Annotated in this window: 25 protein-coding genes; 17 read left to right on the forward strand and 8 right to left on the reverse strand. The window is 61.9% G+C overall.

Going from position 1 to position 24,628, the window contains the following annotated elements; genetic code table 11:
- Positions 1 to 182 precede the first annotated feature (182 nt).
- Positions 183 to 461 carry a SlyX family protein gene (locus R5R73_RS04300; RefSeq protein WP_303853181.1) on the reverse strand — a complete coding sequence of 93 codons (279 nt, stop codon included), beginning with the start codon at positions 459 to 461 and terminating at the stop codon, positions 183 to 185.
- 131 nt (positions 462 to 592) lie between these two features.
- Between R5R73_RS04300 and R5R73_RS04305 the strand changes: the two genes are divergently transcribed.
- Complete coding sequence (locus R5R73_RS04305) at positions 593 to 1,075, forward strand: cold shock domain-containing protein (RefSeq protein WP_322528892.1); 483 nt, start codon at positions 593 to 595, stop codon at positions 1,073 to 1,075.
- A 67-nt stretch (positions 1,076 to 1,142) separates the two neighbouring features.
- On the opposite strand, the gene R5R73_RS04310 is transcribed toward R5R73_RS04305, so the two are convergent.
- From R5R73_RS04310 to R5R73_RS04330, 5 genes are all read right to left on the reverse strand, one after another.
- Positions 1,143 to 2,084 carry a cation diffusion facilitator family transporter gene (locus tag R5R73_RS04310; RefSeq protein ID WP_322528893.1) on the reverse strand — a complete coding sequence of 314 codons (942 nt, stop codon included), beginning with the start codon at positions 2,082 to 2,084 and terminating at the stop codon, positions 1,143 to 1,145.
- Positions 2,085 to 2,133: 49 nt separating this feature from the next.
- Entirely contained in the window at positions 2,134 to 2,526 is a 393-nt protein-coding gene (locus R5R73_RS04315; protein WP_322528894.1) for a hypothetical protein, read from the reverse strand.
- Positions 2,527 to 2,533: 7 nt separating this feature from the next.
- On the reverse strand, positions 2,534 to 3,691 hold the full coding sequence (dapE, locus tag R5R73_RS04320) for a succinyl-diaminopimelate desuccinylase (RefSeq protein WP_322528895.1): 1,158 nt from the start codon (positions 3,689 to 3,691) through the stop codon (positions 2,534 to 2,536).
- Between the two features lie 35 nt (positions 3,692 to 3,726).
- Positions 3,727 to 4,752 carry a 2,3,4,5-tetrahydropyridine-2,6-dicarboxylate N-succinyltransferase gene (dapD, locus tag R5R73_RS04325; protein ID WP_322528896.1) on the reverse strand — a complete coding sequence of 342 codons (1,026 nt, stop codon included), beginning with the start codon at positions 4,750 to 4,752 and terminating at the stop codon, positions 3,727 to 3,729.
- 70 nt (positions 4,753 to 4,822) lie between these two features.
- Positions 4,823 to 5,185, reverse strand: coding sequence for an ArsC family reductase (locus R5R73_RS04330; protein ID WP_322528897.1), 363 nt, complete (start codon positions 5,183 to 5,185; stop codon positions 4,823 to 4,825).
- 212 nt (positions 5,186 to 5,397) lie between these two features.
- Between R5R73_RS04330 and R5R73_RS04335 the strand changes: the two genes are divergently transcribed.
- Complete coding sequence (locus R5R73_RS04335; RefSeq protein ID WP_322528898.1) at positions 5,398 to 5,805, forward strand: DUF305 domain-containing protein; 408 nt, start codon at positions 5,398 to 5,400, stop codon at positions 5,803 to 5,805.
- A gap of 55 nt (positions 5,806 to 5,860) precedes the next feature.
- On the opposite strand, the gene R5R73_RS04340 is transcribed toward R5R73_RS04335, so the two are convergent.
- Both R5R73_RS04340 and map read right to left on the reverse strand, forming a co-directional pair.
- Complete coding sequence (locus tag R5R73_RS04340) at positions 5,861 to 8,536, reverse strand: [protein-PII] uridylyltransferase (RefSeq protein ID WP_322528899.1); 2,676 nt, start codon at positions 8,534 to 8,536, stop codon at positions 5,861 to 5,863.
- 39 nt (positions 8,537 to 8,575) lie between these two features.
- On the reverse strand, positions 8,576 to 9,367 hold the full coding sequence (gene map, locus R5R73_RS04345; RefSeq protein WP_071231809.1) for a type I methionyl aminopeptidase: 792 nt from the start codon (positions 9,365 to 9,367) through the stop codon (positions 8,576 to 8,578).
- Between the two features lie 356 nt (positions 9,368 to 9,723).
- Here map and rpsB point away from each other — a divergent pair, with 356 nt between their 5' ends.
- From rpsB to rnhB, 15 genes are all read left to right on the forward strand, one after another.
- Positions 9,724 to 10,464: a 30S ribosomal protein S2 gene (gene rpsB, locus R5R73_RS04350; protein ID WP_071231810.1), complete on the forward strand. Its 741-nt coding sequence runs from the start codon at positions 9,724 to 9,726 to the stop codon at positions 10,462 to 10,464.
- A gap of 173 nt (positions 10,465 to 10,637) precedes the next feature.
- A complete protein-coding gene (gene tsf, locus R5R73_RS04355; protein ID WP_071231811.1) occupies positions 10,638 to 11,507 on the forward strand; it encodes a translation elongation factor Ts in 870 nt (289 codons plus the stop codon).
- A gap of 159 nt (positions 11,508 to 11,666) precedes the next feature.
- A complete protein-coding gene (pyrH, locus tag R5R73_RS04360) occupies positions 11,667 to 12,440 on the forward strand; it encodes a UMP kinase (RefSeq protein ID WP_071231812.1) in 774 nt (257 codons plus the stop codon).
- A gap of 10 nt (positions 12,441 to 12,450) precedes the next feature.
- Positions 12,451 to 13,008, forward strand: coding sequence for a ribosome recycling factor (frr, locus tag R5R73_RS04365; RefSeq protein ID WP_071231813.1), 558 nt, complete (start codon positions 12,451 to 12,453; stop codon positions 13,006 to 13,008).
- 63 nt (positions 13,009 to 13,071) lie between these two features.
- The gene (uppS, locus tag R5R73_RS04370; protein WP_322528900.1) at positions 13,072 to 13,833 is read left to right on the forward strand and encodes a polyprenyl diphosphate synthase; all 762 of its coding nucleotides are present in this window, start codon (positions 13,072 to 13,074) and stop codon (positions 13,831 to 13,833) included.
- Entirely contained in the window at positions 13,826 to 14,626 is an 801-nt protein-coding gene (locus R5R73_RS04375; protein ID WP_322528901.1) for a phosphatidate cytidylyltransferase, read from the forward strand. Before uppS ends, R5R73_RS04375 begins: the two co-directional genes overlap by 8 nt.
- Positions 14,627 to 14,633: 7 nt before the next feature.
- Positions 14,634 to 15,845, forward strand: a complete 1,212-nt coding sequence (ispC, locus tag R5R73_RS04380; protein ID WP_071231816.1) for a 1-deoxy-D-xylulose-5-phosphate reductoisomerase — start codon at positions 14,634 to 14,636, stop codon at positions 15,843 to 15,845.
- Positions 15,845 to 17,200, forward strand: a complete 1,356-nt coding sequence (gene rseP / locus R5R73_RS04385) for a sigma E protease regulator RseP (protein WP_322529559.1) — start codon at positions 15,845 to 15,847, stop codon at positions 17,198 to 17,200. Before ispC ends, rseP begins: the two co-directional genes overlap by 1 nt.
- A gap of 174 nt (positions 17,201 to 17,374) precedes the next feature.
- Entirely contained in the window at positions 17,375 to 19,711 is a 2,337-nt protein-coding gene (gene bamA, locus R5R73_RS04390) for an outer membrane protein assembly factor BamA (RefSeq protein WP_322528902.1), read from the forward strand.
- A 92-nt stretch (positions 19,712 to 19,803) separates the two neighbouring features.
- Complete coding sequence (locus tag R5R73_RS04395; protein ID WP_071231818.1) at positions 19,804 to 20,307, forward strand: OmpH family outer membrane protein; 504 nt, start codon at positions 19,804 to 19,806, stop codon at positions 20,305 to 20,307.
- Positions 20,308 to 20,329: 22 nt separating this feature from the next.
- Complete coding sequence (gene lpxD, locus R5R73_RS04400) at positions 20,330 to 21,370, forward strand: UDP-3-O-(3-hydroxymyristoyl)glucosamine N-acyltransferase (protein WP_071231819.1); 1,041 nt, start codon at positions 20,330 to 20,332, stop codon at positions 21,368 to 21,370.
- A gap of 170 nt (positions 21,371 to 21,540) precedes the next feature.
- On the forward strand, positions 21,541 to 21,984 hold the full coding sequence (gene fabZ / locus R5R73_RS04405; protein WP_071231920.1) for a 3-hydroxyacyl-ACP dehydratase FabZ: 444 nt from the start codon (positions 21,541 to 21,543) through the stop codon (positions 21,982 to 21,984).
- Positions 21,981 to 22,748: an acyl-ACP--UDP-N-acetylglucosamine O-acyltransferase gene (gene lpxA, locus R5R73_RS04410; RefSeq protein WP_276233232.1), complete on the forward strand. Its 768-nt coding sequence runs from the start codon at positions 21,981 to 21,983 to the stop codon at positions 22,746 to 22,748. The genes fabZ and lpxA overlap by 4 nt, the downstream gene beginning before the upstream one ends.
- A gap of 9 nt (positions 22,749 to 22,757) precedes the next feature.
- On the forward strand, positions 22,758 to 23,924 hold the full coding sequence (lpxB, locus tag R5R73_RS04415) for a lipid-A-disaccharide synthase (RefSeq protein ID WP_322528903.1): 1,167 nt from the start codon (positions 22,758 to 22,760) through the stop codon (positions 23,922 to 23,924).
- An 11-nt stretch (positions 23,925 to 23,935) separates the two neighbouring features.
- On the forward strand, positions 23,936 to 24,559 hold the full coding sequence (rnhB, locus tag R5R73_RS04420) for a ribonuclease HII (RefSeq protein WP_071231822.1): 624 nt from the start codon (positions 23,936 to 23,938) through the stop codon (positions 24,557 to 24,559).
- Positions 24,560 to 24,628 lie beyond the last annotated feature (69 nt).

The following is a 24,628-nucleotide window of genomic DNA, read 5'->3' on the forward strand; positions in this document are numbered from 1 at the left end:
CCTGAGAGAGATAGGCTGAAAGAAAGGTCAAAATCTTCGAACGAAACATGCCAGCGACGGACGATATCGTCGCTGGCATTTTTGCGTTTAGGAGCTGCTGCATCCTGATTTTCGTGGCTCGTGGCTCGTGGCTCGTGGCTCGTGGCTCGTGGCTCGTGGCTCGTGGCTCGTGGCTCGTGGCTTTAGTAATGGGGTGGCAGCTCGTCTTCAGGCCGTGGCGTATCCCCGCCCAGGTCGTCGATTGCCTGGCGCTGTTCGCTGAGTCGTTCACGCATCAACTGATTGAGACGGGTGAGTTTTTCCAGCTCGCTTGCCTGCTCTCTGACCAACCTGTCGAGTGTCTCCAGCCAATCGTCCTGGAACGCCACACGGCTCTCCAGGGCATCGAGCCGGGCTTCCAGGGACGTGCGCGAGGGCGGCTCTACCGTGTTAGACTTCCGAGGCTGTGTGTCATCTTTCATTCACGGCACCTTTAGTGACAATAGGTTGGTTAATAAAAGTAAGTTAATGATATCAGGTAAGAAAACTGCACCTGCCCGAAGCTAGGAGTAGGGCGTTTTCCTTGTTCCGACGTCTAGAGATATGAGAATCCATGAATAGCAAGGTAATTCTGCGTTGTACGCTGATCAGTCTACTCCTCTCGATACCCTCGCCATTACTGATTGGTCTCTTGATCACGCTGATCAGTAGCGTATTGGCCACCGACCTGACCTGGTTCTTGAACGTGGAAGGCGTCTCGGCCATGTACGCTGCCACGGTGATCGCCGTCTTCATCGTGCTGTGGCTGGGCACTCTGGCCATGGCGCTGTTGGCGCCGGCGACCCCGAAGACGGTCACCGCAGCCATGCTTGCCGATGTCGAAAACGACGATCGCGAGCTGGGCGAGGTCAAATGGTTCAATGTCAATAAAGGCTACGGTTTCATTACCCGAGCCGATGGTGAAGATGTCTTCGTGCATTTTCGCGCGATTCGCGGCAAGGGGCATCGAACCTTGGCCGAGGGTCAGAAAGTACGTTATCACGTGATCGAAAACGATCGTGGGCTGCAGGCGGATGACGTGACCGTCATCACCTGAGCCGATAGCCGAACGATCGATACCCCTCGCAGGCAAGCCCTCCGAGGGGTATTTTTTTGCCACTGATTCAACTGGCGGCGTGGGATTCCGGCGGTATCTCGTCGACCCCGGCACGGGCCTCGGCCTCGACGAACACGCGCTTGACGCTGTCGTGGGCCTGCTTGATCTCCCGATCGAGCCTGGCGATGGTTCGCTCGATCTGCTCTGCGGTAGCGCCGCGAGCGAAGCGGACGCTGAGATTGACCAGAATGAAATTGGGCCCCATGTGCATGGTCAGTACTTCATTGACGCCATCGATGCCATCGGCATTCCCCGCCAGTTGCCGGATGTTTTCGACCACATTCTGGTTGGCGCTTTCGCCGATCAGCAGGCTCTTGGTTTCCTTGGCCAGCCAGATCGCGGTGCCGCCCAGCAGCAGACCGATGATGACCGAAGCGATGCCATCGAACAGCAGAATGCCGGTCCACTGCGACAGCGCCACGCCGGCCAGGGCTACCATCAGCCCCAGAAGCGCCGCCGAATCCTCGAAGATCACCACGAACATCGACGGATCCTTGCCGCGATGCACGGCCTCCACATAGCCCCATTTGCCCTTGGTCTTGCGAAACTCGTTGAGCGCGAAGGCCCAGGAGGCACCTTCGAACAGAATGCCCAGGCCCAGCACGACATAGTTGACCAGCGGCGACTCGATCGGTTCGGGGTGCAGGATATGTATCACCCCTTCGTACAGGGAGACACCGGAGCCGATCGCAAAGATCAGCAGTGCGACCACGAAACTCCAGAAGTAGATTTCCTTGCCGTGGCCGAACGGGAACTGGGGGCTCGGAGGCCGTTTGGCGCGTTTCATGCCCAGCAGCAGCAGAATCTGGTTGCCGGTATCCACCACCGAATGGATGCCTTCGGATAGCATCGCCGAGCTGCCGGTGATGGTGGCCGCCACGAATTTGGTCACCGCGATGAGCAGGTTGCCGCCCATGGCGGCATAGATGACTGGTTTGGATTCCGCCATTCGATCGACTTCCTGTCAGATGGGCCGCATTTCGGCGGCCAGGGCGCAATTAACGGCCCGAGTCCGGCCACTCCATGATGTTCTCGCTGCCGTCCGGCAGTACCTGCCAGAAGCGATCGGGATCATCGCCAGGTTGCCAGCCGCCGAGAGAGCAGCGTGCCTCGCAGCCCAGCTCGCCAGCGGCGTCACGCGCACAGTCGGTATCCCTGGGCCAGGGCGTGGCATCGCAATCGAACCACAGACTGGCGTAGCCGTCAGCGGCCCGTTCGACGAGCATGATGCCGATTTCGCGCTCGGTGCCCGCCGCCTTGCCACGCCAGATCCCCTTGCCGGCGCGGCCCAGTGTCATCTCCTCATCGCCCAGGGCGGCCCTGAGCCATCGGGTGATGGCGTCGACGTCAGCGACGGCGAGATAGATTTCGATGTCAGGAAAACGCTCCATGGGTTCCTCAGGTGAACAGCCGCTCGAGTGTCGCTTCGTAGATGCGGCTCAGGGTATCGAGGTCGTCGGCACGGATGCGTTCGTTGACCTGGTGAATAGTGGCATTGACGGGACCCAGCTCGATTACCTGTGTGCCCAGTGTAGCAATGAAGCGGCCGTCCGACGTGCCGCCCGAGGTCGAAAGCGTCGGCCGGTGTCCGGTGACACTCTCGCAGGCCTGCTGTGTTGCCTCGAGCAGCTCGCCGGCCGCGGTCAGGAATGGTTCGCCGTTGAGCGTCCAGTCGATCTGATAGTCGAGTCCGTGAGCGGAGAGCTTCCGCTCGACCCGTTCGCGTAGTTGAAGATGCGTCACTTCGCTGGAATAGCGGAAGTTGAACGTTACTTCCAGCTCGCCGGGAACGACATTGGTCGCGCCGGTCCCGGCATGCAGGTTGGAGATCTGGAAACTGGTCGCCGGGAAGAAGTCGTTACCGGCATCCCAGGACTCGTTCACCAGCTCGGACAGGGCCGGCAGCGCCTGATGAATCGGATTGCGGGCCAGGTGCGGATAGGCCACGTGACCCTGGATGCCGCGCACGCGAAGCACGCCGCCCAGCGAGCCGCGGCGCCCGTTTTTGATCACGTCGCCGAGATGGCTGGTGGAGGAGGGCTCGCCGACGATGCAGTAATCCAGCGGCTCATTGCGTTCGCGCAGCCGTTCGACGACCGCGCGAGTGCCGTGTACCGCTGGCCCTTCTTCATCGGCGGTGATAAGGAAGCCGATCCTGCCGTGATGATCCGGATGCGCGGCGACGAAGCGCTCGACCGCCGTCACCATCGACGCCAGGCTGCCCTTCATGTCGGCGGCACCCCGACCGCAGAGAAAGCCCGCCTCGTCGATCAACGGCTCGAAGGGCGGATGTTGCCATTCGCTCTCCGGGCCGCTGGGTACGACATCGGTATGGCCGGCAAAGGCGAGCATCGGCCCGTGCTGGCCGCGGGTAGCCCAGAAGTTGTCGATGCCGCCGATCGGCATGCGCTCGATCTGAAAGCCGATCCGTTCCAGCCGCTCGATCATCAATGCCTGGCAACCATGGTCGTCCGGCGTCACCGACGGTCGCCTGAGCAGCTCCAGGGCCAGGGCCAGCGTGTCGGAAGGCGCGGTCGTCTGTGACGCGTTAGGCATGCAGTTCTCCAGGGCAGGCGGCCGGTCGGTCCGGATCAGTTGTGAGCGTGCAGGGATTCGTTGAGCGCCACGGCACTCTTGTTGGTGCGGCACTCCAGGCGCCCGGTCACCGAGTGGCGAATGAACAGGAGGTCGTCCTGGCCTGCGAGTTCACGGGCGGCGACGGTCTTGACGGCCTCGCCCTTGTCGTCGAGCACGGTCACCTTGGAGCCAGCGGTGACATAGAGGCCCGCTTCGACAGTGCAGCGGTCGCCGAGGGGAATGCCAAGGCCGGCGTTGGCGCCGATCAGGCAGTTCTCGCCGATCTTGATCACCACGTTGCCGCCGCCAGAGAGCGTGCCCATGGTCGAGCAGCCGGCGCCTAGGTCCGAGCCCTTGCCGACGAAGACACCGGCGGAGATCCGGCCTTCGACCATGCCCGGACCTTCGGTGCCGGCATTGAAGTTGCAGAAACCTTCGTGCATGACCGTGGTGCCTTCGCCCAGGTGGGCGCCGAGACGCACGCGGGCGGTATCGCCGATCCGGATACCCTTGGGCACGACGTAATCGGTCATCTTGGGGAACTTGTCGACGCAGTCCACGGAGAGCGCGCGTCCGGCGAGACGGGCCTTGAGACGACGTGCCGGCAGCTCTTCGACGTCGATGGCGCCTTCGTTGGTCCAGGCGATGTTCTTGAGCAGGCCGAACATGCCGTCGAGCTGGGTGCCGTGAGGCTTGATCAGGCGATGGGAGAGCAAGTGCAGCTTGAGATAGACCTCCGGCACGCTGGTCGGCGCATGATCCTCGCTCAGAAAGACGGCGACCAGCGGACGCTGTGCGTCGGCGAAGGTCTCGGCGATATCGGCCTGGTCGGTGGCACCGGCGTCGCGCAGGGCCTTGGCCAGGGGGGCTGCGTGTTCCGGCAGGAAGCTGACGACTTCCTCGGCCTCGTCAGCACCCAGCGCCTGGCGTGCAGCGGCGACGAGCCTGGCGTCGGGTTGGTGCAACGGGGCCGGGTAGTAGACTTCGAGCCAGTCGCCCTGACTGTTCTGGGTGCCGATTCCTAGCGCGAAGCTCAGCATCGCAGGTTCCTCATGATGGTTGTCGAAAGGTGTCGTCGAGACGATCGTGGATCAGGCGCGCCAGGGCCATTCAGGAAGCCAGCGCTGCGTAGCGGGCAGGGTCGAAACCGACGATCAGCGTGTCGTCGTTTTCGGAGTTCGTCCTTTGCAGTACCGGTCGCTTGATCAATGTCGGATTGGCGAGCATCAGCTCCCGCGCCCGCTCGGCATCCAGCGGCTGCTTGTCCGAGGCATCGAGCTGGCGCCAGGTCGTGCTGCGGGTGTTGAGCAGCGTTTTCCAGTCGGCCAGGCTCAGGAAGGCATCCAGTTGCCGTGGATCGAGGCCGTCCTCGCGCAGATCGTGGTAGCGATAGGCGATGCCCTGTTCCTCGAGCAGGCGCCGGGCCTTGCGGCAGGTATCGCAGGTCTTGATGCCGTAAACGATGATGGTCATGCAGCGGGCCGTTGCGCGTCTCTGAAGAAGCGGACGATTATAGGCGTCCGTGCACGGCGGCTCAAACCGCGCCGGTTTGCCGCAGGTTACAGGCCGGGAAAACTTGGCTGGCTTGGCCCGGGCGGTGAGATAATCGGAACCGTCAGGTCGCGCTTGACCTGTGAGTTACACCTCGGTGCTAATGTCGCATTTTTCCTGGGGAGAGATAACGAATGATGACTTCAAAGCGCTGGATGGCCGGTATCGTGGCGGCTGGCTCGCTGGTTTTCGCCGTTGGGGGTTTTGCCCAGTCCGGTGGCGGTAGTGGGGACCACCAGGTCCACTCCGGCTCGGATATCCATGCCGACCTCAGCGAGGCCGGCAATGCCTATCGCGAGGCGGCGACGATCATGCAGCATGACATGGAGCAGGCGAATACCGGCGACCCCGATGTCGACTTTGCCACCGGCATGCTGGCGCATCACAAGGGGGCGGTCGCGATGGCCCAGGTCGAGCTGGAGTATGGCAATGACCCGGAGATGCGGGCACTGGCTCAAAAGATCATCGAGGCCCAGCAGGCAGAAATAGAACAGATGCAGGCGTGGCTGAAAGCCAACGCCGATCCTGCACCGGTCGACTGAGGGTGTTGGTGGCTGCCCCGTGAGCCATGCCTCGGGGCTTCATACGCCTGGCACTTCATACGTCTAGCACTTCGTACAGGCGCTCGCGCAGGCGCGCCTGGGCTTCCGGGTCGGTCAGCGGCTGCCCGCGCTTGTCGGTGATGAAGAAGACGTCTTCGACGCGTTCGCCGAGGGTGGCGATCTTGGCCGCCGACAAGGCGATGTTCTGCTCCATGAAGATGCGTCCGACACGAGCCAGCAGCCCCGGGCGGTCCGGTGCGATCAGTTCCAGCGAGGTGCGGGCATTGGCGGGATCCTGTTCGATGATGACCTCGATCGGTACCCGGAAATGCTTCAGCTGTCGCGGGGTATGGCGGCTGACGATCTGCGGATAGTCGTCCGGGTCGTCGAGCTCCTCGACCAGATGGCGGCGGATCGTTTCCAGTCGCTCCGGATCGCGAATGGCTTCGTCGTCGTCATCCAGCAGGATGAAGGTATTGAGCGTCCAGTCGTCGCTGGACGTGGCGATGCGCGCATCGTGGATCGACAGGCCCAGTTGCTCGATGGCGGCGGCCGTGGCGGCGAACAGGTCATCGGCCGAGCGGGTGTGGATGAACAGCTTGGTGCCGCCCTCGGTCATGTCCGCGCTGGGCGCGCTGACCAGGATCAGCGGCAGATGATCGTCACGATGGGCGAGAATGCCCTGGGTCTGCCAGACGATTTCGCTGGGCGTGTACTGGAGGAAATAGTCCTCGCCGAAGGTTTGCCAGAGCGCGGTGACACGGGCGATGTCGGCGCCGATGGCCCGCAGCAGGCCCGATGCTTCCTCGCGGGTCTCGCTGGCCCAGCCCTGGCGATCGACGGTGTTGTCGAGCCCCCGGCGCAGTACGCGACGGGTCTCGGTGTAGAGCTGGCGCATCAGCGAGGCGCGCCAGCCGTTCCATAGCGTCGGGTTGGTGGCGCTGATGTCTGCGACGGTCAGTGCGTAGAGATAGTCGAGATGGGTTTCGTCGCGCACCGTGCGGGCGAAGGCGTGGATCACGTCCGGGTCGGAGATGTCGCGCTTCTGGGCGGTCTTCGACATCAGCAGATGATGCTCCACCAGCCATGCGACCAGGCGTGTATCCCAGTTCGACAGCGCGTGGCGCTGGCAGAATTCGGCGGCGTCGATCGCGCCGAGCTCCGAGTGATCGCCGCCGCGGCCCTTGCCGATATCGTGGTAGAGCCCGGCGATCCACAGCAGTTCGAGCTTGGGCAGTTTCTGAATCACGTCGATCGCGACGGTGTATTCATCGGTATCCCGTTCCTCGCGGAAGCGCTGGAGGAAGCTCAGGAGACGCAGCGTATGCGCGTCGACGGTATAGATGTGGAACAGGTCGTGCTGCATCAGGCCGACGGCTTCGCCGAACTCGGGCAGGTACTTGCCCAGCACCCCGTAGCGGTTCATGCGGGTGAGTTGGGTCGGCACATCGCCGCCGCTGCGTAACAGCTCCATGAACAGGCTCTGATGGCGCAGGTCGTCGCGAAAGGCGTCGTCGATCAGATGGCGGTGATCGCGGATCTGACGGATGGTGTCGGCACGCACGCCTTCGATCTCCGGATGCTGCGCCATCACCAGGAACAGCTCCAGCAACGCGCCGGGGCGGTGGAGAAAGACGTTGGGATGGCGCAGCTGGATGTAGCCGCCTCGAATCTCGAAGCGTGCGTTGATCGGCTTGACCTCGAGCGACTCGCCCGCGTGGAGGATCACCTCGTCGAAATGCTGCAGCAACATGTCGTTGAGCCCGGCCAGCGCGGTGACATGGCGATAGTAGGCTTTCATGAACTGCTCGACCGCGAGACGCTGCGGCGTGTCGGTGTATCCGAACAGCTTGGCCAGGGCGCGCTGATGATCGAACAGCAGGCGGTCTTCGGCGCGCTCCGCGATCATGTGCAGCGCATAGCGCACCTGCCACAGGAAGGCCTGGCCCTGGCTCAGAATCCGCAGTTCGGCGTCGTTCATGAAGCCTTGGGCGACGACATCCTCGTAGCGCAGCGGCCCGAAATGGCGCTTGGCCACCCAGCCGATCATCTGGATGTCGCGCAGCCCGCCTGGCGCGCTCTTGAGGTTGGGCTCGAGATGATACTCGGAGTTGTTGTGCTTGAAGTGGCGGGTAATCTGCTCCTGCCACTTGCCCTCGAAAAATGTGGCCGATGACCACATGTGCCGGGTCGACAGTCGTTCCCGCATCGCCTCGCGCAGACTTTCCGGCCCCGCCAGCGTCCGGGTTTCCAGCAGGTTGGTGATGACGGTGATGTCGCCTCGGGCTTCGCGTTCGCAGTCGTTGAGCGAGCGTACGCTCTGGCCGATCTCGAGGCCGATGTCCCAGAGGAAGGTAATGAAGCTGGTCAGCGACTCGCGATACGGCGTGTCATCGTCGGTGCCGAGCAGCAGCAGCAGGTCGATGTCGGAGTAGGGGTGCAACTCGCCACGGCCGTAACCGCCGACGGCGAGGAGCGCGACGTTGTCGTCCGGCCACTCGAATCGCTCCCAGGCAATTTCGAGCAACCGGTCCAGGCACCAGGCGCGACCGTAGACCAGGTCGCGTACGTCGGCACCGGCGCGGAAGCGCTCGTCGAGGCGCTCCCGGATCGTCCTGAGGGCCTGTTTGAACAGCGGGATCGGTTGACGATCCCGCGCCAGCGCCTCGCGAAAGGCCGTTGCATCGAATAGCGTCGGGTCGGGGTGAAAGCGATAGTGATGCAGCAGCATGCGACGTGCGTCTCCGATGGCGAGGCGTTGGCTGGACGATCAGGACGCCAGGAAGCTGAAGTCTTCGTCGGAACGTGCCGTCAGGACTTCCACGCCAGTGGCGGTAACCAGCAGGGTGTGTTCCCACTGTGCAGACAGGCTCTTGTCCTTGGTCACGGCTGTCCAGCCATCCTTCAATACCTTGGTGCGGTAGCCGCCGGCGTTGAGCATCGGCTCGATGGTCAGGCACATGCCTTCGGCGAGTTCGACGTCGGCCTCCGGAGCATAGCCGTCGTAGTGCAGCACCTGCGGTTCTTCGTGGAAACCGGCGCCGATGCCGTGGCCGCAGAAGTCGCGCACCACCGAGTAGCCGGCTTTCTCGGCGTGCGCCTGGATGACGCGGGCGATGGTGGATAGCTTGACGCCCGGTCGAACCTCGGCGATACCTTTATATAGGCTCTCCTGAGTGATGCGACACAGGCGTTCGCCCTGGATCGTGTCGCCGATCACGAACATCATGCTGCTGTCGCCGTGGTAACCGTCCGGTGTCTTCACGGTCACATCGATGTTCATGATGTCGCCATTCTTGAGCTTCTTGTCGAAGTCCGGAATGCCGTGACAGACCACGTGGTTGATCGAGGTGCAGATAGACTTGGGAAAGCCGTGGTAATTGAGCGAGGCGGAGATCGATCCGAGTTCCTGGACCACGAAGTCATCGCAGAGCTTGTCGAGTTCGCCGGTGCTGACGCCTGCCCGAACATGTGGCGTGATCATTTCCAGTACGGCGGCGGCCTGGCGTCCGGCTTCGCGCATTTTCTCGATTTCTTCGGGGGTCTTGCGTGGAATGTTCATGCGCTCTCTCGATAGGGGCGATAGGGTGACGAGTCGTTTCGGGCGTCGATGAGAGGCTACCCTTGGCGAGAGGGTTGGACGACCGGCGACTTCATCTTGCGTGCGTTCTATGGTATAAATCCGCGCGCTCGACTGCAATTGCCCTGTCTTTAGGGGCAGGCAAGCTGGCATGCGATATGCATCATGTCGTTGCCATCACGGCAGTCGAGCCCGTAGCGACGAGGGCTTTCCCATGATTGCCTCGTCATCAAAAACACACACGCACCGACACATGGTCCCGGGTGCCGCGACGGCTTGGCCGAACGGTCGGATCCATGGGGTGTGTGGAGGCCTAACCCGATTCTTCAGGAGTCATCATGGCACAAGTCAATATGCGTGACCTGCTCAAGGCAGGCGCACACTTCGGTCACCAGACTCGTTACTGGAACCCGAAGATGGGTCAGTACATCTTCGGCGCCCGTAACAAGATCCACATCATCAACCTCGAGCACACGCTGCCGGCACTGCTGGAAGCGACGAGCGTCGTCGAGAAGATGGCCTCTTCCAACAACAAGATCCTGTTCGTCGGCACCAAGCGTTCCGCCAGCAAGATCATCAAGGAAGAAGCCAATCGTGTGGGTCAGCCGTTCGTCAACCATCGCTGGCTCGGCGGCATGTTGACCAACTACAAGACCATTCGTCAGTCGATCAAGCGTCTGCGCGAACTCGAAACCATGCGCGAAGACGGCACGTTCGAGAAACTGACCAAGAAAGAAGTCCTGATGGCGACTCGCGAGCAGGACAAGCTCGAGCGCTCCATCGGCGGTATCAAGGACATGGGCGGTCTGCCCGATGCGCTGTTCGTGATCGACGTCGACCATGAACGCATCGCGATCAACGAAGCCAACAAGCTGGGCATTCCGGTGATCGGTGTGGTCGATACCAACTCCAATCCGGACGGCGTCGATTACGTCATCCCGGGTAACGACGACTCCATCCGTGCCATCCAGATCTATGTGCAGGCGATCGCCGATGCCTGCGGCAAAGCGAAGGAAGGTCGCCCCGACGAGTTCGTCGAGGTGAGCGAGACAAGTGAGACGAGCGACGCCGCCCAGTAAGCAAGAGGGAAGCGGCATCGAGTCTGCGCTGAGCATGCTCCCGCAGAGTGGCAGTCGTTTGCCGATCTCGGCGCAGATAAAAGGGGGCTTATAGCCCCCTTTTTACACTTACACCCGGAGCGGTGCTCTTTGGCGCCGCTCGTCAGACGAAACACGATTCTCAGGGGTAGAACATGGCAGCTATCAGCGCTTCTCTGGTCAAGGAACTGCGTGAGCGTACCGGTCTCGGCATGATGGAGTGCAAGAAAGCACTGACCGAAGCCGACGGCGATATCGAGCGTGCGATCGAAGATCTGCGCAAGAACTCCGGCTTGAAGGCCGCCAAGAAGGCAGGCCGTATCGCCGCTGAAGGCGCAATCCTGACTCAGGTCGCCGAAGACGGCAGCTGCGCCGCGATGCTGGAAGTCAATTCGGAAACCGACTTCGTCTCTCGCGACGACAACTTCAAGGGTTTCGCCGCTAAGGTTCTGGCCAAGGTTTTCGAGACCAAGTCCGAAGACATCGCCACGATCATGGAAGGTGAACTGGAAGACGCCCGCAACCAGCTGGTGCAGAAGATCGGCGAGAACATCTCCGTGCGTCGTGCGGTCGTCGTTGAAGCACCGGAAGGCGGCGTCGTCGGTGCCTACGTCCATGGTGACCGTATCGGCGTGCTGACCGTTCTCAACGGTGGCAACCCGGAAGTGGCCAAGGACATTTCCATGCACGTGGCCGCGATCAACCCGGTCGTCGCGCGTCCGGAAGACATGCCGCAGGCGCAGCTGGACAGCGAGAAGGCGATCATCCTGGCGCAGCCGGATATGGCAGGCAAGCCGGCGGAAATCGCCGAGAAGATGGTCCAGGGCCGTCTCAAGAAGTATCTGGCGGAAAACAGCCTGACCGAGCAGCCGTTCGTCAAGGATCCGAATCAGACCGTCGCGGCATATGCCAAGGCTGCCGGTGGCGAAGTCGTCGGGTTCACGCGCTTCGAGGTCGGTGAAGGCATCGAGAAAGAAGAAGTCGACTTCGCCAAGGAAGTGATGGAACAGGCTCGTCGCAGCTGAGTTTCCTGTAATGCCTGGGGTTGAGGATCAGGTATCATCGCCTGGTTCCAGCCTCATCGATGGCGTGCGCGAAAGCGCACGCCATCGCGTATCCGGCAGATGAGAAATGCATCTGTCATGACCTGCCGAACCCGACTCGTCAAACCAGGAGAAAGCGTCATGCCTGAAGTCATCGATCGACCCAACAAGCCCAACGAGCGTGGCGATAAGCCTGAACGTGGCGATAAGTCAAAGTACAAGCGCATATTGCTGAAGCTGTCAGGTGAGGCGCTGACCGGTGAGCAGGACTTTGGCATCGATCCCAAGGTGCTCGATCGCATGGCGCTGGAGATTGGTCAACTGGTGGGCATCGGTGTTCAAATCGGGATCGTGATCGGCGGCGGCAACCTGTTCCGGGGTGCGGCGTTGCATGCGGCGGGCATGGAGCGGGTCACCGGCGATCATATGGGCATGCTGGCCACGGTGATGAATGCACTGGCGATGCGCGATGCGCTGGAGCGCTCCAACATTCGTTCGCGGGTGATGTCGGCAATCCCCATGAGCGGTGTCGTCGAACACTATGATCGGCGTACCGCGATTCGCTATCTCACGTCCGGTGACGTGGTCATCTTCTCCGCCGGTACGGGTAACCCCTTCTTTACGACCGACTCTGCCGCCTGCCTGCGAGGCATCGAGATCGACGCCAACGTGGTGGTCAAGGCAACCAAGGTCGATGGCGTCTACGACAAGGACCCGGTCAAGCATCCGGAAGCCGTCAAGTACGAGCGTTTGGGCTACGATGACGTGCTGGACCAGAAGCTTGGCGTCATGGATTTGACCGCCATCTGCCTGGTACGGGACCATGACATGCCGGTTCGCGTCTTCGACATGACCAAGCCTGGGGCGCTGTTGAATCTGGTAGTCGGTGGGCGAGAAGGCACGCTGATTGATTGAGGTTTAGGACATGATCGACGATATCAAGAAAGACGCTAGCGCGCGCATGAAGAAGAGCCTGGAAGCGCTCCAGAACAATTTTCACAAGATCCGCACGGGGCGGGCACACCCGAGTATCCTCGACGCGGTGATGGTGGAGTATTACGGCAGCAACATGCCGATCAACCAGGTTGCCAACATCACGATCGAAGACGCTCGCACGCTGGCGGTGACGCCCTGGGAGCGGCCGATGGTGCCGAAGGTCGAGAAGGCGATCATGATGGCCGATCTGGGACTGAACCCTGCCACGGCGGGCAACGTGATCCGGGTTCCGATGCCGCCGTTGACCGAGGAGACGCGCCGCAACTATATCAAGCAGGCGCGTGCCGAGGCCGAGAACGCGCGCGTTGCGATCCGCAGCATACGCCGCGACGCCAATGGCGACCTCAAGACGTTGCTCAAGGACAAGGAGATCAACGAAGACGAGGAACGCCGCGGTGAAGAGGAAATCCAGAAGCTGACCGACAAGCACGTCGCTGAAATCGATCGGCTCCTGGAAACCAAGGAACACGACCTGATGCAGGTATGAGGACCGGGGCGTCCGGTCTCGACAGGGGCCGGGCGCCACTGTCCACCTGTCTTGCGAGCTATCATGACAGACATGCAGTCGCGTGACGTTCAAGCGATGTCGCCGATGCCTCGCCACGTGGCGATCATCATGGACGGCAACAATCGCTGGGCGCGCGCCAGAGAGCTTTCCAGCGCGCAAGGACATCGTGCTGGCGTCGAATCGCTGCGTGCGGTCATTCGGCGTGCGGCAGAGCAACGTATCGAGACCCTTACGCTCTTCGCCTTTTCAAGTGAAAACTGGCGCCGGCCCTCGGCCGAGGTCAGCGCGCTGATGGAACTTTTCATGCTGGTGCTCAAGCGCGAGGTGAAAAAGCTCCACGAAAACGATATTCGTCTCAGCATCATTGGCGATCGTCAGCGTTTCTCGTCGTCTTTGCAGAAGTCGATGAGTCGTGCCGAAGCACTGACCCGCGACAATACGGGGATGCATCTCGTGGTGGCGGCCAATTACGGTGGCCGTTGGGACATCGCTTCCGCAGCACAGCGCCTGGCGCGCAAGGTTGCCGAGGGTGTGATGAGTCCCGATGCCATCGACGAGACGGCGCTGGATCGCGAGATATGCCTGAGTCAGGAACCACCGATCGATCTGTGCATTCGCACCAGTGGGGAGCAACGAATCTCTAATTTCCTGTTATGGCAGCTTGCCTACGCGGAGTTCGTGTTTGCGCCGGAGCTGTGGCCCGATTTCGACGGTGCGGCATTCGATGCAGCGCTCGAGACTTTTCAGCAACGTCAGCGCCGTTTCGGCATGAGCCAGCAGCAGATCGAGGCCCAGGGTGCTTAAGCAGCGCATATTGACGGCGCTGGTATTGGCGCCTCTGGCACTCGGTGGCCTGTTCGGGTTGTCGGGGGGCGGCTTTGCGACGTTTACCGCCCTGGTGGTGCTGCTTGGCGCGTGGGAGTGGGCGCGTCTCGCCGGATTCGATGACGTCAAGTCGAGGCTGCTCTACACTGCCGGTCTCGGGCTGTTGCTATCGATTGCCTGGTGGGCGGATTGGATGCTGGATCGTTGGCCACTATGGATCGGCGCCATTGGCTGGTCGATCAACGCCTGGTGGGTTTCGCGCTATCCCCAAAAGACCGAACAGTGGCAGCCGCCGGCGCTGCGCCTGGGCATGGGAGCCTGGGTGCTGTTGCCTTGTTGGGTCGGGCTCTACCAGTTGCGGCAGGACGGTAGCGAGTGGCTGCTGTTCGTACTGCTGCTGGTCTGGGTGGCAGACATCGGTGCGTATTTCTCCGGTCGGCGCTTCGGCCGCCGCAAGCTGGCGCCGCACGTCAGTCCGGGCAAGTCCTGGGAAGGCGTCTATGGTGGCTGGGTAGCCGTGGCGATCCTAGTCTTCATCTACGCCGCGTGGCTCTCGCTCGACAGTCGTCAGACGCTGGCCTTGCTGGCCGTGGCGCTGGTCGTCGCGTTCATTTCCGTCATCGGGGATCTACTCGAAAGCATGCTCAAGCGCTTTCGTGGCCTGAAGGATTCCAGTCGTCTGCTACCGGGTCACGGTGGCATTCTCGACCGCATCGATAGCCTGACCGCTGCCGTTCCGCTCTTCGCTTTGATCCTCCCCTGGCTGGGATAGCACGCTGATGCCCTCATCTTCTCGCAAGGTCACCCTGCTGGGTGCAACCGGTTCCATCGGTCGCAGCACGCTGGACGTGATCTCTCAACACCCCGACGCTTACGAACTCTATGCGGTGACCGCGCATCGTTCGCGCGAGTCGCTGCTCGATATCTGTTTGCGTTTTGCCCCGGCCCGAGCGGTGATCGGCACGGAGAACGATGCCGAATGGCTTCGAACGCAGTTGCGCGAAGCCGGGCGTGGTGATGTCGATGTCGGCCATGGAGAGGCAGCGCTATTGGACGTGGCGCGCGCCGCCGAGGCCGATACGGTGATGGCGGCGATCATCGGGGCGGCGGGATTGCTGCCGACGCTGGCAGCCGTGGAAGCCGGCAAGCGCGTGCTGCTGGCCAACAAGGAAGCGCTGGTGATGTCCGGCGGGCTTTTCATGGATGCCGTGTCGCGTCATGGCGCGACTCTTTTGCCCATCGATTCGGAACATAATGCCATCTATCAGTGTCTTCCTATGCAGCATCGTGGCGGGTTGTCCCGTCACGGCGTGTCGCGGCTACTGTTGACCGCCTCGGGCGGGCCGTTCCGGGAGTGGTCTCGGGAGGCGCTGGAAGCGGTGACGCCGGATCAGGCTTGTGCTCATCCCAATTGGTCGATGGGGCGCAAGATCTCGGTGGACAGCGCGACCTTGATGAACAAGGGGCTCGAATTGATCGAGGCCTGCTGGCTGTTCGATGCGGCGCCCGAGCAGGTCGAGGTGGTGGTCCATCCGCAAAGCATCGTTCATTCGATGGTCGGTTATGTCGACGGCTCGGTGCTGGCGCAGATGGGGAATCCGGACATGCGGACGCCGATCGCCTATGGTCTGGCCTGGCCGGCGCGAGTCGAAGCCGGGGTCGAGCCTCTCGATCTGTTCGCGGTGTCCCGGCTCGATTTCGAGGCTCCGGACGAAGCGCGCTTCCCCTGCCTGCGCCTGGCGCGGGAAGCCATGGCGGCAGGCGGTACGGCACCCGCGAGTCTCAATGCCGCCAATGAAGTGGCGGTGCAGGCGTTCCTCGATGGAAGACTCCCTTTTCTGGGTATCGCCCGTCTGGTGCAGGCGACCCTGGAGGCGACCGAGGTGCGCGCGGCGGATTCGCTCGACGTGGTATTGTGCGAGGATGCACGAGCACGGCAGTTGGCCGAGCGTTTGCTGCGTCAACGGTCTTTCCAGGAGGGGCGGGCGTGATGGATACGATCCAGAACGTACTGGCGGTCATCGTCGTACTCGGTCTGCTGATCACGTTTCACGAGTTCGGGCATTTCTGGGTGGCCCGTCGTTGTGGCGTCAAGGTGCTCCGCTTCTCGGTCGGTTTCGGCAAGCCGCTGTGGTCGCGCTTCGATCGGCAGGGCACGGAATATGCCATCGCTGCCATTCCGTTGGGCGGTTATGTCAAGATGCTCGACGAGCGCGAGGGGCCGGTAGCGCCGGAAGAGCTCGATCGCGCTTTCAATCGCAAGAGCGTCTGGGCCCGAATCGCGATCGTGGCGGCGGGACCGATTGCCAATTTCCTGTTGGCGCTGGTGGCCTACTGGGCACTGTTCGTTTATGGGTCGACCACGGTAGCGCCGGTGATCGGCGACGTGGCGCCGGATTCGCTCGCGTTCCAGGGCGGCTTGCGCAGTGGCCAGGAGATCGTCAGTGTCGAGGGCCACGAGACACCGTCGTGGAACGAGGTCAATCTGCAGCTGATCGCGGCCATCGGCGCCGATGGCGCGCTTCAGTTCACGACTCGCGATCCCTCGGGTGGCGCGACGCGAACGCACGCCGTGCCGGTGCAGCAGTGGCTGGTGCGTCAGGATCCGCCGCAACCGATGTCGTCACTCGGCATTACCCCGTGGCGCCCTGAAGTCCCGGCAACGCTGGGGCGCGTGCTCGAGGATGGCCCGGCGAGCCGTGCCGGACTGGAAGCGGGCGATCGGATCGTCAGCGTCGACGGCGAACCGGTTGCCGATTGGGTGGCGTTCGTCGATGTCGTTCGCAGCCATCCCGGTACCGATCTGTCCCTGGAGGTCGAGCGAGACGGCGTGACGCGCAGCATCACGCTGATACCCGAGTCGAGGCAGGCCGAAGATGGCGAGCACATCGGTTACGTTGGTGCCGCATCACAAGCGGTGGAGTGGCCTGAGTCCTATCGCCGGGAGATTCGCTATGGTCCGATCGAGGCGATCGGGCAGGCAGTGACCAAGACGGGCGAGATGACGTGGCTGACAGCGGACTCGATCCGCAAGATGATCGTCGGCTGGATATCGCCTTCGAACCTGTCGGGGCCGATCACCATTGCTCGCATTGCCGGAGATTCGGCACGCAGCGGGGTCGAGACATTCATCGGCTTCCTGGCTTATCTGTCGATCAGCCTGGGGGTTCTGAACCTATTGCCGATTCCGGTACTCGATGGGGGGCATCTGGCCTATTACCTGATCGAGCTGGTTCGAGGCAAGCCAGTGTCGGAAACCGCCCAGGCGATGGGCCTGCGCGTCGGCGTGGCGCTGGTCGGGTGCCTGATGATGATGGCGCTCTACTTCGATCTGATGCGACTGTGATGACAGGGATTTGATGCGACGCTAGCGACGGGATGCCGTTAGCGGTCAGCGCCGAGAATGCCGGCGCACGGGAAGACCCCATGAGTGGCAAGCCGTGAGCTTGTCAGTCATAGGGAGAAATGTATAAGGTGCCTGTTCGATACGCGGGCGGACCCCACAGAAGCGATTGATTGCATGAAACTCAAGACCATCGGATTGGCAGGACTACTGCTGGCCAGCTCTCCCGTTGCGCTGGCGGCACCTTTTGAGATTTCGGATATTCGTGTAGAGGGGCTGCAGCGCGTCTCGGCCGCATCCGTTTTCAACGCTTTCCCCGTCAGCGCCGACCAGACGGTCGATGAGCAGCAACTGGGCGAGGCTGCTCAGCAGCTGTTCGACACCGGGTTGTTCGATGACATTCGGTTGTCCCGCGATAACGACGTGCTGATCGTCAACGTGGTCGAGCGGCCGTCCATTGCCGAGATCAATATCGAAGGCAACTCGCAGATTTCCGACGATGATCTGCGCAAGGGACTGACCGACGCCGGTCTGGCCGAAGGTCAGGTGCTGCAGCGTTCGACGCTGGAAGAGATGCAACGTGAACTCGAGCGTCTCTACCAGTCTCAGGGGCGTTACAGCTCGAACATCAAGACCTCGGTCGAACAGCTCGAGCGTAATCGAGTCCGCGTCAACATCGATATCAACGAAGGGGAAGTGGCGAAGATTCGCCAGATCAACGTCGTCGGCAACGAGGCCTACGACGACGATACCCTGAGCGATCTGTTCCAGCTCGAGGACAAGCCGGGCTGGTTCTTCGGCTGGTTCTCCGATGACGAATATTCCCGTGAAGCGCTGTCCGGCGATCTGGAGACGCTGCGTTCCTGGTATCTCGATCGCGGTTACGTCAACTTCGCGATCACCTCGACCCAAGTGTCGATCAGCCCCGACAAGTCGCGGATCTTCGTCACCGTCAATGTCGATGAAGGCAAGCGCTACAAGCTCGACGAAATCAGCTTCGATGGTGATCTGAAGATCGACGAGTCGACGGCGCGCTCGCTGGTGACGGCCAAGTCGGGTGAATATTTCTCCCAGAGCAAACTGACCGAATCCTCGGAAGCGCTGCGTCAGAAGCTCGGCGCCGAGGGCTTTGCCTTCGCCGACATCCAGGCGGTGCCGACCGTGGACGAAGCCGGCGACACCGTGGACATCACCTTCCGTGTCGATCCCGGCCGTCGTGCGTACGTTCGCCGGATCAACTTCGAAGGCAACACCACGACCCAGGACGAAGTGCTGCGTCGTGAAATGGTCCAGATGGAAGGGGCGCCAGCCTCGACCGATCAGATCTCGCAGTCGCGTCAGCGTCTCGAGCGGCTCGGATTCTTCAAGCAGGTCGATGTGGATACCCGGCCGGTGGCCGGCGAGCCGGATCAGCTGGACGTGACCTACAACGTTCAGGAGCAGCCCTCCGGTTCCATTTCCGCGAGTGTCGGCTTCTCTCAGACGGCCGGGGTCATCTACGGCGCGGCGCTGTCCCAGAGCAACTTCCTGGGGACGGGTAACCGGGTCAACATCGGCGCGCAGCGAAGCGACACGTTCACCAACATCAACTTCGGTTTCACCGACCCGTACTGGACGCTCGACGGTATCTCGCGCGGTTACAACGTCTTCTATCGCGAGACGGATTACGAAGATTCCGACATCTCGACCTACTCGACCGACTCCTTCGGCGGCAACATCAATTTCGGCTACCCGATCAACGATCTGTCGCGTCTCAACTTCGGTGTCGGACTCGAGAGTCTGTCGATCGATACCTACGACGACACGCCGGCGGAGATCGTCCAATACACCGACGATCAGGGCGAAGACTTCTTCAACTACAAGCTGACGGCCAGCTGGACCCGCAACAACCTGAACCGCGGGATCATGCCGACGGCAGGCAGCTATCAGCGGGTCTCGCTGGAAGCCGCCATCCCGGGGTCGGATGCGGAGTATTACAAGCTGCGCTACCGTGGCCAGAAGCTGTTCGAACTCAATCCCGACTGGTCGCTCAAGTTCAGCAGCAACCTGGGCTATGCCGATACGCTCGGCTCCAACGATCCTTACCCGTTCTACGAGAACTTCTATTCGGGCGGCCTGGGCTCGGTGCGCGGCTACACCGGCAACACGCTGGGGCCGAAGACGACGGAGCGTGGCGATGGCGACGACGATACCCTGGGCGGTAACGTCCTGGTCGAAGGCTCTGCCGAGTTGATCTATCCGTTCCCGTGGATCGAGGATCGCCGGTCCCTGCAGACCAGCATCTTCCTCGATGGCGGTAATACTTATCTGACCGACTGCTATGCCGTCCCGGACGGTTACACGTCGAGCTGCGACAGTGGGGTCAATCTCGATGACCTGCGCTACAGCGTCGGCCTGGGGCTTTCCTGGCTGACGCCGGTCGGGCCGCTGACGTTCAGCGTGGCCAAACCGCTGAACGAGAAGGACGGCGACGATCCGCAGGTGTTCCAGTTCTCGCTGGGTCAGACGTTCTAATATCATGCCCTGGACTCACGGCGTCCTGGCGCCGTCGTGAGTCCAGACCGATTTTCAGACAGTTGGTCTGTCTAGTTTCAAGGAGATGCCGCATGCGCAAGATAGCAGGAGTTCTCGGACTCGGTTTGCTGACGATGGTTTCCGTACCGGCGATGGCGACGGAAGTGGGCGTGCTCGATTGGCGTGAAGCGCTGATGTCTTCCGATTCCGCCCAGGCATCGATGAATCAGCTGAAAAACCGTATCAGCGCTCAGCAGCAGCAGGCGCAGTCGTTGAGCCAGGAGCTGCAGCAGCTGCAGCAGCGTCTGCAGAAGGATGGGGACGTGATGTCCGAGTCCGAGCGGAACTCGGTAACCCAGCAGCTGCGCCAGAAGGGCGGCCAGTTCCAGCAGCTGCGGGGCCAGATTTCCCAGGCGCAGCAGCAGGCCGAACAGCAGTACCTGAAGAGCGCCAAGCCCAAGCTCGACCAGGCGATTCAGCAGGTCGTCGACGAGCGCGATCTGGACGTGGTCGTGGATCGTGATGCCGTGGTCTATTCGGGTGACAGCCTCGATATTACCTCCGAAGTCACGAAGATCTTCAATTCGCTCAACTAATGGTTCAAACCGGCGCCCGTTCATGAAGAGAGATGCTTCTACCTCTTACACGCTTGGCGAACTCGCCGAGCGGATCGACGCTTGCGTGGTCGGTGACGCGAACCTGCGTGTCAGCGGGCTGTCGACGCTGACCGATGCCGGCCCGTCGGATCTGGCATTTCTCGCCAATCGGGCTTATCTGAAGTATCTGGCCACGACTCGCGCCGGTGCCGTACTGGTCAATCCGGCTCATGGCGACAGTTGTCCCTGTCCGCGACTGGAGCTGGACAACCCCTATCTGGGCTACGCCAAGCTGTCGCGGCTGTTCGATCCGCTGGTCAATCAGGCCTCTCGAGGCGTGCATGCGACGGCGGTGATATCGCCCGAGGCAACCCTCGGCAAGGGCGTCGAGATCGGCGCCCATTGTGTCATTGAAGCCGGCGTCGTCCTTGCCGATGACTGCGTCATCGGGGCAGGGTGCTTCATTGGCGCCGATACAGCGATCGGCCGCGGTTCCCGGCTGCATGCCAACGTGACGCTTTATCACGGTGTGGTCATCGGTGAGCGCGCCATTCTGCACAGCGGTTGTGTCATCGGCGCTGACGGGTTCGGGTTCGCCCACGACGGCAAGCAGTGGGAAAAGATCGCCCAGCTGGGTGGCGTCATTCTGGGCGACGATGTCGAAGTCGGCAGCTGCTCGAGTATCGATCGCGGTGCGCTGGGCGACACGCGGATCGGCAATGGGGTCAAGATCGACTCTCAGGTCCAGATCGCCCACAACGTGCAGATCGGCGATCACAGTGCGCTGGCAGGGTGCGTCGGTATCGCCGGTTCCACCAAGGTCGGCCGCCACTGTCTGCTGGGCGGCGGGGTCGGGCTTTCCGGCCATCTGACGCTGGCCGATGGTGTCCAGGTGACCGGCATGAGTCTGGTCACGAACTCGATTCTGGAGCCTGGTGTCTACTCTTCCGGCACCGGTTCGATGTCGAATAGTCAGTGGCGCAAGAACGCGGTACGCTTCAAGCAGCTCGATCAAATCGCCAAGCGATTGACCCGTCTCGAGCGTGATATCCGCGACGCCTGAGGGTTCCGGGCAGCCCTTCCGGGCCATTTCGATCGCACCCCCGAAGCTGGCAGTCGACCGGTGCGCCTGTATAATGCCCGCCCACACGGGTGAATGCTGTCTTACCGCCCTGTGCCTGCCCTTGGTCAAAGAGTAGGGGCAGGCATTTCGTTATTTCAGAGGTTGTATTGATGATCATGGACATCAACCAGATTCGCGAATATCTACCGCATCGTTATCCATTTTTACTGGTAGATCGCGTGATGGAGATCACGCTGGGCGAATCGATCGTGGCGTACAAGAACGTCAGCATCAACGAACCTTTCTTCAACGGCCATTTCCCCCATCATCCGATCATGCCCGGTGTGTTGATCATCGAAGCCATGGCCCAGGCTTGCGGCATCCTCGGTTTCAAGACGGTCAACAAGCTGCCGGCCGACGGCTATGTGTATTATCTCGTCGGTAGCGATAACGTACGCTTCAAGCGTCCGGTCATGCCGGGAGACCAGCTGCGGCTCGAAGCCAATGTCATCAAGGGCAAGCGAGGCATCTGGAAGTTTGCCTGTCGAGCCACGGTCGACGGCGAGTTGGCCTGCGAAGCCGAAATCATCTGTGCCGAGAGGAAAGTCGCTTGATTCATCCCTCCGCCATCGTCGATCCCTCCGCCCGACTGGCCGATGACGTTGAAGTCGGTCCCTTCAGCGTGATCGGACCCGACGTCGAAATCGACGCCGGCTGCGTGATCGGACCGCACGTGGTGATCAAGGGGCCGACTCGAATCGGCAAGCGTAACCGGATCTTCCAGTTCGCGTCGGTCGGAGAAGATTGCCAGGACAAGAAGTACGCCGGTGAGGCGACACGGCTCGAGATGGGCGACGATAACGTCGTTCGCGAGAGCGTGACGATTCACCGCGGCACCATTCAGGATCGCGGCGTGACCACCATCGGCAACCGCAACCTGTTCATGGCTTACTCCCACGTGGGTCATGACTGCCTGATCGGCAACGATTGCATTCTCGCCAACCAGGCCACGCTGGCCGGTCATGTGACGCTGGGTGACTTCGCCATCATGGGGGGGCTCTCGGCCATCCATCAGTTTGCCCACATGGGCGAGCATGCCATGGCAGGCGGCGGATCGATCATCACCAAGGATATTCCCGCATTCGTCATGGTCAACGGTAACCCCGCCGCGGCGCATGGCCTGAACTCCATTGGCTTGAAACGTCGCGGTTTCTCGGCGGAGGCGGTGCGGACGCTGGGCGAATGCTATCGTCTGGTCTACCGCAAGGGGCTGACGCTCGAGCAGGCCATCAGCGAAATCGAAAGCCGCTTCTCGCTCGACGAGACGCGCCGCTTCGTCGATTCGCTGAGAGCCTCTCAACGTGGCATCACCCGTTAGGGCGGGCGCATGCGCGTCTATCTCGTCGCGGGCGAACTTTCGGGGGATATTCTCGGTGCCGGCCTGATGCAGGCGCTCAAGCGCCGCCATCCGCAGATCGCGTTCAGAGGCATTGGCGGTCCGCGGATGCAGGCGCAGGGGCTTGAGTCGCTCTATCCGCTGGAAACCTTGTCGGTCATGGGCCTGGTCGAGGTGTTGAAGCATCTGCCGGGCCTGATCAAGGTGCGTCGTCACCTCAAGCGCGATGCCCTGGCGTGGCGGCCGGATATCATGGTCGGCATCGACGCCCCGGACTTCAATATCGGACTCGAGCGTCAACTGCACGACCAGGGCATCCGTACGGCACACTACGTCAGTCCGTCGGTCTGGGCCTGGCGCCAAGGGCGGGTCAAGAAGATCGCCAAGGCGGTCGATGGCATGTTGACCTTTCTGCCATTCGAGGCGGATTTCTACGCTGATCACCATGTGCCGGTCGCTTATGTCGGTCATCCGCTGGCTGACGAATTGCCTCTGGTCAACGACCGGGCATCGGCGCGGCAGGCTCTCGGGCTGGCGCTCGATGTGCCGACCCTGGCCGTACTGCCGGGCTCTCGCGGCAATGAAATTCGCTTCCAGGGAGAGATCTTCCTGCGGACAGCATCCGCGTTGCGCGAGCGCCTTGGCGCGCTGCAGGTAGCGATCCCCGCGGCATCGCCGGAGCGTCGGCAGGAGCTCGATTCCCTGCTCAAGCGCTTCCCGGAGCTGGCGGCCAGCACGGTCGTCGTCGAGGGGCGTTCGCGTGAAGTGATGACCGCGTCCGATGCCGTGTTGCTGACCTCCGGTACGGCAGCATTGGAAACCATGTTGTGTCATCGTCCCATGGTGGTTGCCTATCGCATGGCACCGGCGACCTATTGGCTGGCCAGGCGGATGGTCAAGACGCGTTGGATCTCGTTGCCGAATCTGATCGCGCAGGAAACGCTGGTGCCGGAGCTGATCCAGGACGCCGTGACGGCCGACGGGCTGGTCGAGACTCTGCTGCCGTGGTTCGAGGATGAACAGGCGCGCTCGACGCTCGAACAGCGCTTCGCGGCACTTCACGCCGAACTCCAGCGCGGTGCCAGCGAGCGAGCCGCCACGGCCGTCACCTCGCTGGTCGAGCACGGGTCGCTGGACCCTGAAACTGGAAAGGTCTGACGAGAGAAGTCATGTCATCGAAGTCTCCGATTTCCGCCTGGCCGGACATCGTCATCGAGTACGACGGGCATCTGATTGCCGGCGTCGACGAGGTCGGGCGAGGGCCGCTGATCGGCTCGGTGGTCGCCGCCGCCGTGATTCTGGATCCTGATTGCCCGATCGACGGGCTGACCGATTCCAAGTGCCTTAGCGCGGCACGGCGCGAAGCCTTCGATCGGCAGATCCGGGAGTGCGCGCTGGCCTTCGCCGTCGGTGAAGCCACGCCACAGGAGATCGATTCGCTCAATATCTACCACGCGACGCATCTGGCGATGCGTCGTGCCATCGATGCGCTGCCGACACCGGCCGAGTATCTGCTGGTGGATGGCAACCGGCTGCCGGGACATGCGTGCCCGGGGCAGGCCGTGGTCAAGGGCGACCTGCGCCATCCCGCGATCAGCGCGGCATCGATTCTGGCCAAGGTGGTCCGCGATGCACAAATGGTCGCGCTCGATGCGCGTTATCCGCAGTACGGTTTCGCCCGCCACAAGGGCTATTCGACGCCCGAGCATCTCGAGGCGCTGGTTCGATGGGGGCCGCTCGAGGAACATCGCCGCTCCTTCGCTCCCGTGCGCGAGCAACTGGTTCTGATCTGAAGGCAAGTCAAGAATCGGATCGATCGACCATTGTGAGCCGTCGCGGCTTTGGGCATGCTGATGCTCTGC

It is taken from the genome of Salinicola sp. LHM, from assembly GCF_034479735.1.
Taxonomy (GTDB): domain Bacteria; phylum Pseudomonadota; class Gammaproteobacteria; order Pseudomonadales; family Halomonadaceae; genus Salinicola; species Salinicola salarius.